The sequence below is a fragment of the Novipirellula herctigrandis genome (assembly GCA_007859835.1).
In the GTDB taxonomy this organism is placed as follows: Bacteria; Planctomycetota; Planctomycetia; order Pirellulales; family Pirellulaceae; genus Novipirellula_A; species Novipirellula_A herctigrandis.
In genome coordinates this window covers 3,340,102-3,357,399 of record SJPJ01000001.1, presented here as the reverse complement: position 1 = coordinate 3,357,399, position 17,298 = coordinate 3,340,102, and the positions used below count along the sequence as shown (strand labels likewise).

Sequence of the window (17,298 nt, the reverse complement as noted above, 5' to 3'; positions counted from 1 at the left end):
CAGGACAATTCTTTATTATGTTGTCATGGTATTTAATGACCACTGCCGTTTGACGCGAACGCACCCATGGTTACAGATTCATCACGACCTTTTCAGAAGCTGCTAGGTGAGCTATGGCTGCCGATGTTGCCGATTGTCGGGTATGTCGTTGCCATCTCATGGCTCGACCTTCGATATCATCTGGAGGATTTTGAGTTTCCGGTCGCAATCCTGACGGTGATTGGGACGGTGATTGGGACGGTGATTGGACTGCTGTTGGCGTTTCGAACAAACACTAGCTACGGCCGATGGTGGGAAGCAAGAACGTTGTGGGGGGGGCGATTGTCAACGACTCGCGCACTTGGGCTCGCCAACTGCTCGAATTCTCCAAGACTGGTGACGGCGAAGAGGAAACCCAGGCCACGATTCGGCGAATGGCGCTCCGTCAGGCCGCCTGGAGCTTCGCACTCAGCCGAAATCTCCGTGGACAAGATCCGACCGCCGAGTTTCAGGCGTTGATGGATCAGGATGAGATCGATTCTTATCGTTCCAGCCAAAATATTCCGAACGACATCTTGCTCCGGCAGGCAATCGATCTGCGAAATCTTGCCGATGCCGGACGGCTCGAACTTTATCAGTTTGTTGAACTCAAAAGAACGCTTTCTCGGCTCACCGACTCGATGGGTGGCTGCGAAAGAATCAGGAATACTCCCTTTCCGGCATCATACAGCCGGATGGTTCACGGCATGATCTACGGTTTCGCCGCGTTCTTGCCGTTTGCGCACACACGGGGGACATCCAGAAAGATTCAGAAACGACGCAGAGTGCTGCCAGTTTCTCTTGAGTGCTCCGCGGGATCATGGCTTCATGTGTCTGAACGCAACGGACCGAAAATGACTCAAACCTTTGCACCGGATACCAACCATGGCCAAGAAACAAGAAATCGCCGCCCGCCAAGAAGCTCTTCGTACCTCGATGCAAAAGCTCGATCCGGACACCTACCGACGCATTCGCGAAGACTTCTACCGAATCGCCGACAACCTCAAACCGCTCGCCGAAGACCTCGAAGAAGCCGATGCGGACGTCCGACCGGAAGGCCCCCTTTTGGAAGAGCACTTTATCTTCATCCAAATGTACGACCTTCTGCGAAAGAGCGAACTCGGCGCGGTGGTTTGAACGAAAGCCGAAACGCCGGCATGGACGCCGACATTTTGGTACCGCTCGAGTTCTAACCCAAACGTCGCCGAAAACGCCCGACGTTGGTAACGTGCGGGCGTTTTGTCGTGAGTGCGGAAACTGCTACCAAGCCAAACCAAACGCACCACACTGGCCGACAGCGGGCCAGGTTTTTATTCAGACCCAGCAAGCCACCAACGAGGAACTCAGCCATGACGACACCACTCAAGTCAGGCGACCGAATTCGGCTGATCTCGATGACCGACGATCCCGACCCAATCCCAATTGGAGCAACCGGAACTGTCACGGGGCTGTACCTGCAAAGCAGGTGGACCCAAATTGATGTCGAATGGTACAACGGCCGATCGTTGATGCTTTCGATTCCACCCGACGTGGTCGAACACATCGAGTCGCCGAAAGATGCTTTAACCTGTTAACCCGAGCATGATTTTTCGCCGTCCGGCTCGCAGGAGCCAAAGCAAACGGCGAATGAACTTAGAGCGCGGCTGAAAGGCGAGAGCGCGATAGTTTCGGCGAAGATTCGCCCATTTTGGGTTTCGAGGGCTCAGCCGTGCCGGCGAGATCGAGATAGCCGAGACGCTCTCGATTGCGGAAACACTGCAAAAGACGTGCGTTTTTCGCGGCGAAAGTGACGCCGCGAGCTTGGGCACTCTGAACGAACCGGCGTGGCAGCCTTGGTTCGCAGTTTGAAAAGAGTACACCCGGAGGGATTCGAACCCCCAACCCTCGGTTCCGAAGACCGATGCTCTATCCAGTTGAGCTACGGGTGCAAGTCTTTATAGGATAATGACTTATTGATTGGATGCCAGGATCATCAAACGATTGACGACAATATTGCGTCCATCACTGAGGTCTAAACATCACCAAAAATATTCTATTTGATAGTGACCATTCCCCTTGCCTAAGTTCACCACAGACCCGATTGGGCAGTCGTGCATCAGGATCGAGTCCATATTCACTTTCTTCGGCGCCTGGGATAGCCCTGCCGCCGCTGTCACAGAGTATGCCGAACCGAAAGGCGATTTGCAAGCGGGGCGTCAACCGCGAAAACTATAGGAATAAAACAGATGCCCAAGCATTCTATATTTTGCTGCTCATTCGTTTTCCTAAAATGTCGACCGATCACCGTAGCCTTCAAAAAAGACCATTTAGCCACACTGCCGACGAAAACGAGTTGACTGTCGGGGGCGATTGGACAACGGACCGGCCAAAACGGACGAATTCCCTATTGTTCACTTCATCCAATTCACAGCCAACCCGAGCACGCCAATGCTCATCGATACCCGGAATACTGTCGGCTGCAGGATTGCGTCGAAGCCTACTGCGACAGCGATATTCTCCCGCTTCGGATGCAGCCCATGCTATCGACTGATGCCAATGGGTATCGGTTTGGCCACACAAGTGTGCAGAGCATCAATCAGTGCGGCGAAACGGAAGTGGGATACTTCAAAAGAATTCTCAAATGCAACGCTTGAATCGGGGGCAATGATGGGGGAAACGTGATGAAGCCTCGGTTCATTCGCCTTGTGATTTAAGAAATTTCGCTGCTTGATTGAGACGCCGGGCAGCCGTAACGACGCAGCCAACAACCATCACCCATAGTGCAATTTGCATCATGCCAAAGCCTGCAGTCATCATCCATGGAGTTGGCAAAACGACGCCAGCAGCACAAATGGTTGTCAGTAGTGCCATGCGTTGAGGCTTGGCCATTGGTCCTAAGAACAGTTGGCCGGCACCGACCGATGCTGAAATCGATCGCGTGTAGGCGACAAACATCGCCATCACCGCGGCGGCCCAACCGGCAAGCGGGTCACCGGTCGCAGCGTAGCCCGCTGCAACGAGCAGGATCGGGTCGCTGATTCGATCGGGTACTTCGTTATACAGCGGCCCTACTGCCGACGCTTTGCCTCCTTCGACGGCAACCATTCCGTCGAGCAAGTTAGCGATCAAACGCCCCTGGATTCCAAGAACCGCTACCAGCCAACCGACACGAACCATTGCACCAGATTCGACAAGGCCAGTCATCGCCAACCCAGTCGCACCGACGATCGCAAACGCGATACTGGCGACCGAGATTGCATTGGGCGTCACCCCCGATTTTGCCAAACGTGCCGCAGTGATCTGAAACAGTGGCCACGAACGCGTCTTCAGTGGGCGACGATCCGAAACTTTGGGTTCACTCATTAATCGTTGCCTCCGTTGAAACGCTTGGGCTTTCCGATACCTGGTTCTTTGCTGTCCACCCCATGCATAACATTCCGAGAATCAGAAGTATCCACCCAAAGACATGCACCCGAGTGATCGGAGTATCATAAGCGAACCATGCAATCAACGCAGCCCATATAAAGGTACTTGCGTAGATCGGGTAGAGGACCGCTAGTGAACCACCGATGCGAAACGCGACCACGAATAAAATCATTACGACGGTGTAACACAGGACCCCACCTATGATTTTTGGCTCTGTCACAAAGCTTTCTATTCCACCGTTCGCCGCATCTGCTCCTGCTTTATACAAGTACTGTCCAATCGCCCCAAGTATGGCTGCGGCAGCGAAGGAAAGGACTGAAAAAATGGGAGTCGCGTGCATAAGGAGAACCAGGCGAATAATGGAAAAAAGCGTCCTGCAAAACGAGAGAACGCGATGAAGATAAAAAACCAGAGCCTTGGGCAACACAAGCATAGCGCAAGATTTCCCGATTTTCGCAGGGGGCATTGCTGGCTCCGCATTGCTTTCTATGATTCATAGTCGACAGATGCAACGCATGTGAGGTCCCGAGTGGAGTGATGGATAGACCTTTTGGGAATCCATTGGGTTGCAGTCTGGGACCAACCGAAAGGGCATCACCCAGAAAATTTTGTTTACTTACGAACAATGCGGATCGCTCGGCAGGGCTTAATGCGAATATTGGCAATACAACACGATGCCGCTGATCCTCCGGGAGCAGTCTCTGAAATTGCGGAGAAGCTTGGCCATACGATGGACGTGCTGCGGATGGATCGGGGCGATGTGATTCCGCGCGAACATCACGCGGACGTATTGTTGTCATTCGGCGGTGGGGTTTGTTTGTCAGACCCCGATTTCGTTCGCCCGGATTGGGTCGAAGCGGAACAGAAACTCATGCGATGGTTTATCGGCAACGATCGTAAGGTTCTCGGCATTTGCCAAGGTGCTCAGGTATTGGCATTATCGCTGGGCGCGACCGTGTATCGGAATCGTGGTCCCGAAGTTGGATGGCATCCGGTGCGCCGAATTGCCGAATTGCCCGGTGCGGCGAGCGTGTTTCCACAAGAGTTCGTTGGCTTTCATTGGCACCGCGATACGTTTTCGTTGCCTGCCGGTGCAACCGGTTTGTTTGCTTCCGAGGCAACCGAGAATCAGGGCTTTGCGATTGGTGATCGAGTCTACGGATTGCAATTTCATTTAGAGGCAACGCCGCGCACCGTTGAAATATTCTTGGCCGTCTCGCCATTGTGGCGAACACCGTCCGCGTTTGTGCAAACAGAAACGCAGCTCATGGACGGAATTCAAGATTTCCTGCCAGCTCAAAAGGCATTGCTGGAAGACTTCTTCTCTCGGTTTTTGTCTGATCAAGACGCCCCGAGGGATTCTGTGTAAACTTGGGGGGACGTCGATTTTTTGAGTTACACTTTTTCGATAGAATTTTATGCTTCCGCGTGTGTGTTTGATCGCAGTGATCCTGGTCGGTTCCTTTTCCGCATCCTTTGCTGACAATGCAACTTGGCCCGAATTTCGTGGGCCTCACGGCGACGGGATGGCGGCCAAGGCAAAGCTGCCCACTAAAATTGACGATTCGGTTGTCCGCTGGAAAACACCGATCCATGGTAAAGGATGGTCGTCGCCCGTGGTTTGGAACGATCAAATTTGGTTAACAACGGCGACCGAAGACGGCAAACAAATGTCGTTGCTCTGTATCGATCGCGAATCAGGCAAAATCCTTCACGACATAGTGCTGATCGAAAACGAGGAGCCATCGTATTGCCATCCGATGAACAGCTATGCCACACCGACGCCCGTCTTAGAAGACGGTCGTGTCTATGTTCATTTTGGTCGTTACTTGACGGCTTGTTTGGACACAAGCGATGCAAAAGTGATATGGGAAAGACGTGGTTTCGAGTGTGACCATTATCGCGGCCCCGCATCGTCGCCGATTTTGTTTGACGGCAAGTTGTTTGTTGCGTATGACGGTATCGATGTGCAGTACGTGGTTGCATTTGACGCAAAGACAGGCCAGACCGTGTGGCAAAAGAAACGCGATATCGACTATGGGACTGACGTCGGCGATCAAATGAAGGCTTACGGAACGGCAGAAGTGATTCGGGTCGATGGCCGGGATTTGTTGGTCTATCCAAGCGCCGTTGCCACAATCGCTTATGACCCTCGGACTGGTGACAAGATTTGGACGGTGTATCACGGCGGTATGAACGCATCCGCGCGGCCAATTCATGTCAACGGCATGGTTTTGATCACCAACGGTTCCGGCGGCATGATCGCGGTGCGTCCCAATGGAAGTGGTGACATCACGCGGTCGCATATCGCGTGGTCGAACAAACAAAATGTTGCGAAAAAATCGTCGCCCATTGTACTGAGCGACCTGATGTTCATGGTAAGCGACGAGGGAATCTTGACGTGCCGTGAACTGGAAACGGGGGATATTGTCTGGAAGAAACGATTGAAAGGAACCTTCGCGGCGTCTCCGATCTATGCCGACGGACAATTGGTTTTCTGTAGCATCGAAGGCGGTATTCTGACACTTGAACCAGGACGGAAATATACACCCTTGGCCGAGACGACTTTAGGGGATGGATTCATGGCATCACCGGCAGTGGTCGGCGATCAATTGTTTCTGCGTAGCAAATCAATGCTCTATGGCATTTGGAAATAACGACTACTGCCTTGCTGCCCACTTCCCTTGCAGGGCAATGTACGCTGGCACGAGGACCGTACGAACGTAGAACGTATCGATCAATACGCCGAGCCCCAACGCAAAGCCAAGTTCAACGATCCCACGAAGGGCAACGCCATTTTGCGTCGGAAATCCACATGCACTGACAAGCGGTGGAAACCAAATCGCAGCTGTCATGCTAAAGAACGTTGCTGCCATCACCAACCCGCACGCCGTGATGATGCCTCCGGTTCGCGAAACGGCTCGGCGAAGCGCCATTAACCACCCCAACCGTCGCTGCTCTTCGAGCACACGAGTGACAAGATAGACGTTGTAGTCTTGTCCAACGGCAACCAAAATTACGAACAAGAATAACGGCAATTTCCAGTCCAATCCGACGTAGTCGTCACCGTACGCGAATCGGAAAAACAGCACCGTTAATCCGAGAGTTGCGTAATAGCTTAGCAAAACCGTCACGATCAAATACAGCGACAGTCCAACTCGCCGGAGGACCAGGAAAAGGATCGCAAAGACAGCTGCGACGACGGCGAATTTTATGCGTCGATTGTCGGAAAGCGTCACTTGTCGCAAGTCAATAATCGACGGTGTCGTGCCAGCCAAGGCCCATTCCGAATGGTGCCACGCAGAACTTTCTTCACTCGTTTCGCGTGTCAAGAACTCCTGCAATTGGCTAACCTGTTTTGCTGTGTCAACCGAAAATGGATCCCCGTTCATCACGACATCGAGTCGAACGAGATTGTTTTCATATTTGGCGACATCACTAAAAAAGTATCGTTGTGCAATTCGGTGATTTTGGAGGGCGCGTCGTCGCCAAGCATCTCCGCCAAACAGACTCATGTCACGTGTCGGTGGGAAATCACCGAGAGGGTCGTCTGCGGTACGAACCGAAGCGACTCCGGATTGACCGTAAAGCTTCGTTGTGAGTTCCTTGATGTCCTTGCGCAATTCCTCGCGTGGTACCTCTTCATTACGCACCAACAAAATACTGACTGGGTTGATTTCGCCGACGTTAAAATGGTTGGCAAGTAGACGCAGGCCTTGGCGACTTGCGGCAGCGTGGTTCAATTGGCTGCTGAGGTCATAGGTGACCGACCGTTCATTGACAAAACCGTAAATACCGGGTGCGATCAGCAACGCACCTCCGATCAGCATTGCGGCCATTGGATGACGGGTCAACAACAGCGAAATCCAGCTCCATATCCCACCGTGCTGTGTATCGGACGAACTCAGCGGAGAGGGCCCAAGCAGGGATCGTTGCGTTTTTTTTTGCACATCCGCTCGTCCCGGCCAAAAGACTGCCGGTCCAAACGCTCGCAATAGTGCGGGCGTAAGCGTGGTGCAGACAAGTAGTCCCACGAGTAAGCAAATGGCAATGACGGGGCCGGTGTAATGGAACTTTCCAAACTTTGCGATCCAAAGCATCCCCAAGCCGACAATGGTGGTCATGGCACTGCCCATTAACGCACCCATCACACCGGAAATCGCTTTGCGACAGGCAACCGGCCATACTGAATCGCGAGCTTCTTCGCGTAGTCGCGAAATTAAGAACAGACAGTAATCCGTTCCTGCGCCAAACAAGATCACAACCACGAAAATTCGGCTGGTAGTAAAGACTCGCATATCCAAGCCTGGAATCGTACCATTGATCGACCCCTGAGTTAGCAATGCCACTAGCCCCATCGAAACAACGACTGCAAAACCGATCGAAATCATCGGAATCGCCACTAACAGGGGTGCCCGATAGACCGCCGTCAGAATCAATAAGATCATTCCGACAGTGATCCATTCGGTGTAACGGATTGCATCGCGAGCACCCATCAACGTCTCGCCACCAATCGCTGCCGATCCAGTCATTTTCAGTTGCAACCCGGGATCGGTAAAGTGCATGCTGTAGCGAGTCACATCGTCGATCAGCTTGGTGACTGCTTCGACGGTTTGAATGTTCCCCGTCGCGGCCAACTCACTTGAAAGTTGCAGCACTGCCAATCGTGCTCCCCTCTTTCGAAGACGCGGACCGACGACCGAGTCTTCCCAGGCCAAGACATCAAGTAGGCTTTTCCATGGTGCAAGATCACGTTCACCGATTGGGACGGCCATGGTCGGCAAATCGGGCAAGAGAACCAATGCTGCTTCATAGTCCGATCCGACCGTTTCTTCGGCACCGCCCCATTGCTCAAGCAACCGACCTCGGTCCCAATACGCTAACGCAAGTCGCGGTTCGTAGAAATTCGGTGGTGTATCGGGGACTTGCTCTGAAATTCGTTCATAGAATCGCTCGTCGATCTGTATCGATTGATCGAATGCTTCACGAGCTAATTGAATCCAGCGATCCGATGCTGACGCCCCATCTGGATTTTCCGCAGGTGGACCCGATTTATATCCAAGCTCGATAGCACGCTGCCAACTGACTTCACCTAGCCGATGATAGAGACGTCTTAGTAGATCAAGTCCCACGATATCGTCGGACTTTTTAAGGCCGACCTTTTCATCACGGAGTACCTGCTGGCGGCCAAGAACCAAGACGATTTGGCTGCGGCTTTGCACACCCGGGAATGCTTCGTTTACAAGTCGCGTCCCCGCGACGCTGGTCATTTCTGCGGGCAAGTATTCGAAGTCACCGTCGTAGGCGATTTCCTTCCATGACGGTGCCGTTACCCTGAGAACGACCGCTGCTACTATCCAAGCGATCAGTATCCATTGCCACTTTTGAATGACAAATCGTGCCCATCGATACGAAAGCGGACGTTTCATTGTGCGGATCGATTGATGGTGGGAAAGTGACCGTGGCGAGGCGATAGATTAGCGTCTTGTAGCTATTTTATCTACCACTGCCGAGACTGCGTCCTCGCGGTCCTAGCCGTCCAAACATTCGATCTAATTCATCTCGGCTAAAGAACAATGCAGTGGGGCGTCCATGAGGGCAATGGTGCGTGTCCTGGTACAAATCCCGTTGTTCGAGCAAACTGGTGATCTCTTCACGCGTTAATGGATCGCCAGCCTTCACGGCGGCCTTGCATGCGATCGTGCTCAGCAAGTGGTTTAGCAAATCTTGGGCGTCCGGTTGTTTGCCGGCCGACAAAAGCGATTCCAAAACGGTTCGCAACATATCGCTCGGCGAGATCTTAGTCAGCATCGCAGGATAGGATTGAATCAAGATGGTCTCACCACCGAAATCGTCGATTTCGATTCCAATCCGCGCGAGCGTCTCTTTCGAATCAAGTGCTGCAGTCCGTTCGGCAGGCGTCAACGAAACTGGTTCGGGGACTAACAATTTTTGCGATTCAAGCTTGCCCTGCTCATCGAGTACGCGTGCTTTTATTCGTTCGTAAAGGACTCGCTCATGCAATGCGTGTTGATCGATAACGACCATGCCTTTTTCGTCTTGCGTGACCAAGTAACGATTGTGAACTTGGAACCCCAAGTAACAAACCGTTGGGCGGTCGTCCTCAGCAGAAAGGTGTTCGGGTGATTGTGTTTTCGACTGTGGATCCCAGGGTGCAACATCGTCTGCACTTGAAACTCCGTCGATCGGTGCCGCCGGATCGGCTGATTGTGTTGGTGCCCCCGCTGAATTGCCAAGCGGATTGACATGAGTTGGATGTATAGGGAACGCTGTGTTGCCAGGGAATGGTTGGAATCCTGGGACCGAATTCGATGGCATTGTTGGTGGCGAACCCGCTGAGTGTGACGGCGACGATCCGGTCCTCGCCCAATCGATCACTTCTTGCCGCTGTTCCGATTCGACACGATGTGGCAAACCGAGCACACTTTCCCCAGGTGTTGCGACTTGATCCGGCAAGGATTCAACCACCGGTGCGGGCCCGACGCGATGCGTCATGTTGGTTTTCAAAAACTGGTATCGCAGTGTTTGTAGCAACCGTCCGTAAACTCGCCCACCATCGGTAAAGCGGACTTCCAATTTACACGGATGCACATTCACGTCCACCAATTCCGGCGGCATGTCCATTCGCAAAAAACAAACGGGATGACGACCGACCATTAGTAGACCACGATACGCTTCGGTGAGTGCATGTTGAAGCGATCGATCACGGATAAACCGGCCGTTCAAAAACAGATACTGCATTCGGTTATTGCCACGACTAACCGATGGATCACACGCGTATCCATTGATTCGGATTTCCGCATCATCGCTTTCGATAGGAATCAACGCGTCCGCAATTTCGCTACCAAAGAAGGCCTCGATCCGATCGGACCAATGCGTCGTCGGTGGCAAGTCGTGAACGGTTTTGTCACCCGAGTTCATCACAAAGTGAATTTTGGGATTGGCTAGGGCAATTCGCGTGAACGCTTCGACAATATGCCCCCGTTCGGTTTGGGCAGTCTTTAAAAAACGGTGACGCACAGGGGTGTTGAAGAACAGGTTGCGGATTTCCATGACCGTGCCAACCGGGCATCCGCAGGGCACAGGTGATTCCACCACACCGCCACGCACGTTGATTTCACTGCCACAATCGTCTTCTTCGGTGCGACTGCGAATTGTCAACTGAGAAACGCTTCCAATCGACGCCAATGCTTCGCCACGAAACCCCAACGTGTTGACATGAAACAACGAATTTTCATCCGGCAACTTGCTCGTCGCGTGGCTGGCGACCGCTAATGGCAATTGGTCGACGGTCATCCCACAGCCATCGTCGCTAATGCGAATCAATTCACTTCCGCCACCATTGATCGTCACTTCGATGCGAAACGCACCGGCATCAACACTGTTTTCAAGAAGTTCTTTCACAACCGAGGCAGGTCGTTCGATTACTTCGCCCGCAGCGATTTGATTGACGAGATTGGGCGGTAATTGACGAATGGTCCGTTTCGGTCTTGTGGTGGCAGTCATGCCCCTGAATTTACCGTTTTACAGCCATCCGGCAACCGAGAAAACAGGTTTTGTTAGCCCTTCATTCAGCGGTGTTGGTCTGTGATGTCGCGTGGACTTCGATCACCACCGAATTCATTTACGAATGGACGTTTGCATAACCCGCCGGAATCTCACCGAAACAGGGCTCACGCAAACGAAGCACCGCCACGGCCTGCAGCGATGAAAAAAAACGGCGAAAAAAAGGTGCCATGCAAGCACATGGCACCTTTGCAGATCGGTTACTTGATCGAAGTGATCGTGAGCTTGTGAGTGACGGGAACGACGGCGTCCGCGATCGCTTGGGCCAATGGTTTGCGAACCACCTCGGTTTCAATAACCGCTTTTTCAAAGTTATCTTTGCCACGGACGCCATGAAACACTTGTTTTACTTGCTTGGTTTCAAACGCTTGCTTTTCCGCAACGGCATGGTCAATGCGGTCAAACGCCTCACAAAATGGGTTCTCTGGAAATTCAACAGGCAAGTGAATTCCACCGGACAGCTCTTCTGCAGAAAAATCCTTGCTCTGCTCGCCCCACTTCACTGTGTAGCGTCCACGAAGTTTTCCGTTAACTTTCAAAACATATCGGTTCAAATCTTCCGTGAATGGTACCAGCGTCGTCCCCGACCGGATACTTGAGTCGCTGTCCAAATCACCGCGTGCACAGAACGGATAACGTGTGCTGGTGATGGTTGCGACCCCATCAGCAAAGGAATTGATCGTGTGTCCTTCCGTCGCAGAAGCCGTTTGGTTGTCCAAGTCGACGGTGATCGTACCAATATCGCCATCAAGGCCCATCGAACGAAGAAGCGACCAAGCCATGATTACGTGCCCCGCCCAGTTTGGGTGCACGCCATCGCTTCCAGCGACATCGTATGGCTTTTCATCGGTTGCGCCGTGTTGCCCAGGCGCGAAAATTTGGGCTTGATACATGGGCCAAAAAATATCGGCGAAGCGAACGTCCTCAGCTTCTGCTACTCCAATGGCAATGTCGCGAAGCGAGCAGAGGTTCAAGTTCTGCTCGTCAAGTGTTCCGTGACGCGACTTGACCCAATGTGGTACTTTGCCCGTGCAGCCGGGCGAACCAACGATGACGCCGACATTGTCTTGTGTGAATCGACGCACGATCGCGGTGTAATAGTCCTCGTACCATTGACCATTGGTAACGTCGAACGGTCGGTAGCGACAATCGTTCATTCCGTAAACCAGCGTTGCGACGGTCGGTTCAAATGTCAAACAATCCTGTTCCATCCTTCGATAAAAACCATCTGTCTTTTCACCACTCCATCCGTACTGGCGAACGGTGATATTGAACTGCGGGACACAGGCCGTTAAGTAGGTCTCTATGATCCGCGAGTACATCCGTTGTTCTGTGATCGAGTCACCACAAATCGCAAGTCGATCACCCTCTTTGAGTAACAGCGGGCCAATTTTTGGGGCGCGACGCGGATGGAAGATCTCAAACGCTTCATGGTCCGGTCGAACCTCATATTCATAGGGTCCAAATGTTACCTGCTTAATCTCATTCGAAGTTTCTGGTGTCGCAGTGCTGGTTTGCGCAGTGCCGGTTTGCGCAGTGCTGGTTTGCGCAGTGCTGGTTTGCGCAGTGCTGGTTTGCGCAGTGCTGGTTTGCGCAGTGCTGGTTTGCGCAGTGCCGTTGCAGTAACCAAGCAGAAAGAACCCTACTGAAAGGATCAATGAGTATTTCATGGAAATGATTTTGGAAGGTGGGGGCGGGTGCAAGCGATCCGAATGCCTGCGGCGTGTGAATGCTCGATTGTACCTCGGAATCGAAACGATATGAGTAGGGTACTCCGATTGTGTTTTATTATCGGATAACCGGTAGCTCGATCGACGAGAAGAGCGTTCTTGTGTTTGCGTCGGCTAGGTGAAAGCTGACGCCAAACTCTCGAGGCCTTGCTGGCCATTACGTCCGTATAGGGGGCGTGATTTGAGATGCGAACGCGTATAAACGTATTGCGGGGCGGCTGGACTGCGATCGTTCTAGCTACGGTGAACTTGTCGTGTCGACAACCTGCTTTTCTTTTTCTTCTGCGGTGAGCTGTTTCTCAGGTAAGCGTCCGTTATTGTTGCGAGCCGTGATGACGTCTTCGCCAAGATCGCGGAGCAATGCGGGATTGATATGCTTTGAGAGCAGTTCGCGTGTGATTGTGAACATCTGGTCGATCTTTCTGCGTTGACCGACATTTCGTGTTCCCAGTACTTTTAGGAAAACGGTTTGTTTCTTGCCCATGTCGTCGGCAAGTCGTTCGTTGGTCGGTTGATCGCGAAGTTCATTTAGCAAATCTTCGGCCTCTTTCATTTCTCCCGCATGGAGTCGGGCTCGGATTCTGGCGGCAAACAATTGGCGGATGGCAACCAAGTCGATAATCGCATTTTGAACACCATGAATGTAGGCCTCGGCCTGCAGACGCATGTCGTCCCCCGTCAGGTCCGCAATCTCTTTTTCCGTCAGTCCTGGAACCATTGGCAGTCGTGCCAGGATCGCGCCGCCGTTTTTCACATACATCAACCGGAGAGGACTTGCGTCACTTTTCGGGACATCCAACCGTCCATTCCAATCGGTTCTGCCGACAAAGGACATGTCGCCGGTTTCAAGATTTTTGTCATAGATTTCGTAGCCAATCAACGGGAAATCGGCGTCACCTTGTGCGTGCAATCGCAGCAGGGTCGTATCGGCCACGGGTCGCACGCGGATTGCCGTTCGGAATGTCCGTTTGTTCTTTCGTCCTTGCAGGCCACCGGCGCGACCCGCGAGGTAGTCCATTTCGAGTTGCGATTGTTCACGTTCCTTTACCAAGAGGTAAGCCCAATCGATCGGCCCCACCGTGATCGGTTTTCCGTTTCGGTCATTCTTTCGCGTCATGGGTTCAAGCACATCGCCGACACGGATCATCGCCGGCGACTCAGGGTCGAGTACCAACCCAGCTGCTCGGATCAATCCTCTGGCGTTGCGCATGCCCGCTTCTTCGATCCGTACGACCGGTCCAAAGGCTTCCGTCACTGCCACGCCGATGGACGTAGGTATTTCGGTGATCTTCATGCTTGATTGGGTTGCAACGGTTCCAAAATGTTGCATCAGTGTGTCGAATTCAATTGCACTGACCGTGAACGGCGCCACTTCATTGTCGATCCGAACGATGAAGATTTTGTCATATGATTTGATCGCGTCCGTGACCAAGCCACTTTGCGGTATCGCAATGAGTTTAGGTTCGGGGTCATGAAGTTCCGCCGTCATTCCGCGTGAAACTAAAATCGCTTCGGTCGAAGGGTCTTTCCATTTGTCAAGCACAACCATCGCGTCGCCGTCAACCGGCGTTAGTTTCGAAGCGATGCCATCGATTGACTCGTTGCCAATTTGTTTGGCGCGTTTTAAGACTTCTTCGATCTCTCCGCTTGTAGCAAGAACGGTTTGACACATCTCGCCAACGTTCTTCGCCACACGCAAACGAACGGCATCGGGATGATCTCGCTTGACCGCAATCACAGGGTCCGAAGCCGAAATTTCCTGGAAACTCAATTTGGCTATGTTACGCCTTGCCGCGGTTGCAACGGAGGCTGGCGCATCGACAACATTCATTCGCCAAACCGAATAGAAATCACGATTGAGATACAATCGCAAATCCTTTTCAATCAATTTCGCGTCGATCATCGGGTCACTCGACACGACCCAAACCAAGACACGGTAAGGCAAAAAGTCCCACGGTTGCTCGTAGGGAAGCGACGCCGATTCGGGTTTGAGCACTGTGTCAGTCACGGCGGGCGAAATTGGCCTCTCCGCCGAGACATTCTCGATCGATGCTTCCGCAGCGTCTTGTGCCGCCACGTTTGCTGCCGCCAAACCGATTAGGACCAAGTGGCACAGCAAACCGATCGGGCTGCATAGGGAGGGGATTCTATCTGTATTCATTATTGCCACCGCCATTTATCTGCGTTTTGGTAGAGCGAAACGATCTCGCTTCCGACACCCCGCAATGTTCTTCGGTAGGCATACGAATCGACCATTTGCCAAAGTGGTAAAATTGGCAATTCGCTGTTAGCGATGGAATGCAGAACAAGCAATTGGTCACGAACCTCACGCCAATTTTTTGCCTCTTCCAGTCGCCTAAGTCCAAGCCCCACTAATTGGTCTTCGCTGGCGGCCAACCCCTTGGGGCCCAATAAACGACGTGCATCGATGATCGGTTCCCAGACGGCGGCGGAGACGTATACCAAATCGGCCGTGCCTTTTTCCGGGTAGGTAATTCCGACTGGCAATTCAACTAATTCAACCTCTAGGTCAAGCAGTTGCCACTGAGACGAGATCGCTTCGCAAGCGACCCGGGAAAGATTGTCAGCCGGGAACGCGAGCCGAATGGGGGTCATTTCCGGCATTGTTTCTTTTTTGCGTTCTGCGGCTGCCTTCATTTGGTTTTCGTTAATTGCAATCAAGACTTTGGCCAACCGCGGCTCATAGTTTCGTGGAATGATTTCCTTGTCATAGGCGTAGCCAAGCGGATCGTCGGCTCCAATGCCAGCAGGGAAAGGTCCCGAAACGACTTGACAGCCGGGTGATTCGAGTCCCTCGAGTAATTCGCCTTTCAGAATGTCTTTGCGATTGGTTCCATAAAGCAAGGCACGGCGAAACGTGCTTTGAGACAAAAACGGATGGTCCGAACATGGCGCCAACATATGAACGGTTGGGAGCGGGTAATTCTGGACGCGAATGGTTCGACTTTGGCGTAAGCGAACCGCATCCGCCGGGAACAATTGGTCGAGCATGTCCAATTCGCCTTGCAATAGCATGCTGACCCCTTCGCTTGCCGATCGGGTGCGGATTTCAACGACTTCTTTAATTTGCTCGTTGTCTTGTGGTGCGCGTGCTAGCACGTATCGAACCTCGTCATCGTTCACGGTATCGCGTCGATACGTTCCGGTTGGTTCGCCTTCTTTGCCGCCGAGCCAACTGCCGTCGACGGGGATTTGCAGCAGGCAGGTTGGCAGAACGTGTGGCCGTCGAAGCAGACACTGCACTCCTTTTGTGCGATCGATTCCAATTTGATTGACCGCAGCAGCCCAGGCCGAAAAATAAGCAGGTGAAGCCCGTTGAGCTCGCGCCGCCATGACGTCGGCGAGGTAATAAGCTTGAATCTCGTTAAGCGGGGCGGGAAGTCGCTCGGGTTCGAGATTTAGATCTAGCTGCATTCGGTCGGGCGATGATGTCGTGTTCCCAAAAACAAAATCGTATTCGCCTCCTTCGGGTCCGGCACCCTTCATTTCAAACAAAGTGCGATAAACCAAGCGGCCTGATCGTCGCGATGCCCAATTGTCGATCAAAGTCGGGTCAAGTTTTACGGCCGTTTGCAGCACTCCGACGCGCACCAGAGGATAGATCGTGTCAATTTCGCGAATCAGCTTTTCGCCCCCGTCGATGTCAGGGAAAACCGCGACGCTTTCGCGGGCCAACTTGCGAGCCAGTCGATAGTTCTTTGCGTCTTTTGCTTGAATCGCCGCTGCGCGTTTTTCCGACGCCATCGCCAAGAACGTTTTGTTCCATTTCGCAATGGTCGTCATCTTCTCCGCAGGATATTCCTTTTCCAGTCGAGCCAACATTTGCTGGGCCAATTCGAGTCTTCCCTCTTGGACCAACTTGGCCATCAAGCGATCCGTCACGCCACTAAGTGCACGAAACAACGCATCGGGTTGATACTCGGGGGCATACCGATGCAATTCTTCGAGCATTGCCAGCGTCGCTTCAAAGTCGCCCCCTTGGGCTCGATGAATCGCGTCTTGCCATAGGTAATCCGAACGCAACTCTCGGAGTCCAGGACGGTTTGGAAAATCACGAATCAGGACTGACAAGAACGGGTAGGCACCAAGAAAGTCATTCTTGGCAATCATCTCTTTCGTCTCTCGCTCGAGTCGTGATTCCCAAAAATCGATATCCTCGATGTCGTCCCAATCGGCTGCAAAATTGCGAGCTTCGAGGCTAATGACACGTAATCTCAACTTGCCCCGTGGGTCGGTTGGCATACGGCGTCCACGCACATTGAGCGGAACCACTTTGACCCATCCACCGCCCGATTCTTTCGTGAAATAGACGATGTCGTGTGGTTCTTCTTGTAGCAGTTCCAAACCGACGCGTTCGGGGCGACCCGAATCGGCATAGTTGACGATTTGGGCCGAAGTCGGTGTTTGAAACGCAAACGCGCAAACCAACAACCACATTGCGACAGTTAGCCAGCGACGGGTGCGGAATTCGAAATGAGTGATCAACAGTAGCATGAATACGCTCGCGGCCAACTTAGTAGCCCCAGTAAGTGGACAG

General features: G+C 52.7%; 11 protein-coding genes, 1 tRNA gene and 2 pseudogenes. 6 read left to right on the top strand and 8 right to left on the bottom strand.

Going from position 1 to position 17,298, the window contains the following annotated elements:
- Window positions 1–66: 66 nt before the first annotated feature.
- From CA13_RS35045 to CA13_RS12365, 4 genes and pseudogenes are all read left to right on the top strand, one after another.
- A pseudogene (locus CA13_RS35045) lies at window positions 67–339 on the top strand (bestrophin family protein); the annotation flags it as partial.
- A pseudogene (locus CA13_RS35040) lies at window positions 288–749 on the top strand (bestrophin family protein); the annotation flags it as partial. The pseudogenes CA13_RS35045 and CA13_RS35040, both read left to right, overlap by 52 nt.
- 154 nt (window positions 750–903) lie before the next feature.
- Entirely contained in the window at window positions 904–1,155 is a 252-nt protein-coding gene (locus tag CA13_RS35035; RefSeq protein ID WP_419195182.1) for a hypothetical protein, read from the top strand.
- Between the two features lie 212 nt (window positions 1,156–1,367).
- Window positions 1,368–1,592, top strand: coding sequence for a DUF4314 domain-containing protein (locus CA13_RS12365; RefSeq protein WP_146397058.1), 225 nt, complete (start codon window positions 1,368–1,370; stop codon window positions 1,590–1,592).
- Window positions 1,593–1,872: 280 nt separating this feature from the next.
- Here CA13_RS12365 and CA13_RS12360 read toward each other — a convergent pair.
- The 3 genes from CA13_RS12360 to CA13_RS35030 all read right to left on the bottom strand — a co-directional run bounded on the left by CA13_RS12360 (window position 1,873) and on the right by CA13_RS35030 (window position 3,595).
- Window positions 1,873–1,946, bottom strand: a tRNA-Arg gene (locus CA13_RS12360).
- A 745-nt stretch (window positions 1,947–2,691) separates the two neighbouring features.
- A complete protein-coding gene (locus tag CA13_RS12355; protein ID WP_146397056.1) occupies window positions 2,692–3,360 on the bottom strand; it encodes a CDP-alcohol phosphatidyltransferase family protein in 669 nt (222 codons plus the stop codon).
- Window positions 3,353–3,595 carry a hypothetical protein gene (locus CA13_RS35030; RefSeq protein WP_419194241.1) on the bottom strand — a complete coding sequence of 81 codons (243 nt, stop codon included), beginning with the start codon at window positions 3,593–3,595 and terminating at the stop codon, window positions 3,353–3,355. The genes CA13_RS12355 and CA13_RS35030 overlap by 8 nt, the downstream gene beginning before the upstream one ends.
- A gap of 453 nt (window positions 3,596–4,048) precedes the next feature.
- Here CA13_RS35030 and CA13_RS12345 point away from each other — a divergent pair, with 453 nt between their 5' ends.
- Together CA13_RS12345 and CA13_RS12340 are read left to right on the top strand one after the other, a co-directional pair.
- A complete protein-coding gene (locus tag CA13_RS12345; RefSeq protein WP_146397054.1) occupies window positions 4,049–4,792 on the top strand; it encodes a type 1 glutamine amidotransferase in 744 nt (247 codons plus the stop codon).
- A gap of 49 nt (window positions 4,793–4,841) precedes the next feature.
- On the top strand, window positions 4,842–6,080 hold the full coding sequence (locus tag CA13_RS12340; protein WP_146397052.1) for a PQQ-binding-like beta-propeller repeat protein: 1,239 nt from the start codon (window positions 4,842–4,844) through the stop codon (window positions 6,078–6,080).
- A 3-nt stretch (window positions 6,081–6,083) separates the two neighbouring features.
- Here the strand turns inward: CA13_RS12340 and CA13_RS12335 are convergent, their stop codons facing one another.
- From CA13_RS12335 to CA13_RS12315, 5 genes are all read right to left on the bottom strand, one after another.
- Entirely contained in the window at window positions 6,084–8,852 is a 2,769-nt protein-coding gene (locus CA13_RS12335; RefSeq protein ID WP_146397050.1) for an MMPL family transporter, read from the bottom strand.
- A 67-nt stretch (window positions 8,853–8,919) separates the two neighbouring features.
- Complete coding sequence (gene mutL / locus CA13_RS12330; RefSeq protein WP_146397048.1) at window positions 8,920–10,950, bottom strand: DNA mismatch repair endonuclease MutL; 2,031 nt, start codon at window positions 10,948–10,950, stop codon at window positions 8,920–8,922.
- A gap of 260 nt (window positions 10,951–11,210) precedes the next feature.
- Entirely contained in the window at window positions 11,211–12,680 is a 1,470-nt protein-coding gene (locus CA13_RS12325) for an SGNH/GDSL hydrolase family protein (protein ID WP_146397045.1), read from the bottom strand.
- Window positions 12,681–12,978: 298 nt separating this feature from the next.
- Complete coding sequence (locus CA13_RS12320; protein ID WP_146397043.1) at window positions 12,979–14,901, bottom strand: hypothetical protein; 1,923 nt, start codon at window positions 14,899–14,901, stop codon at window positions 12,979–12,981.
- A complete protein-coding gene (locus CA13_RS12315) occupies window positions 14,901–17,273 on the bottom strand; it encodes an ABC transporter substrate-binding protein (protein ID WP_419194240.1) in 2,373 nt (790 codons plus the stop codon). The genes CA13_RS12320 and CA13_RS12315 overlap by 1 nt, the downstream gene beginning before the upstream one ends.
- Between the last annotated feature and the right edge of the window lie 25 nt (window positions 17,274–17,298).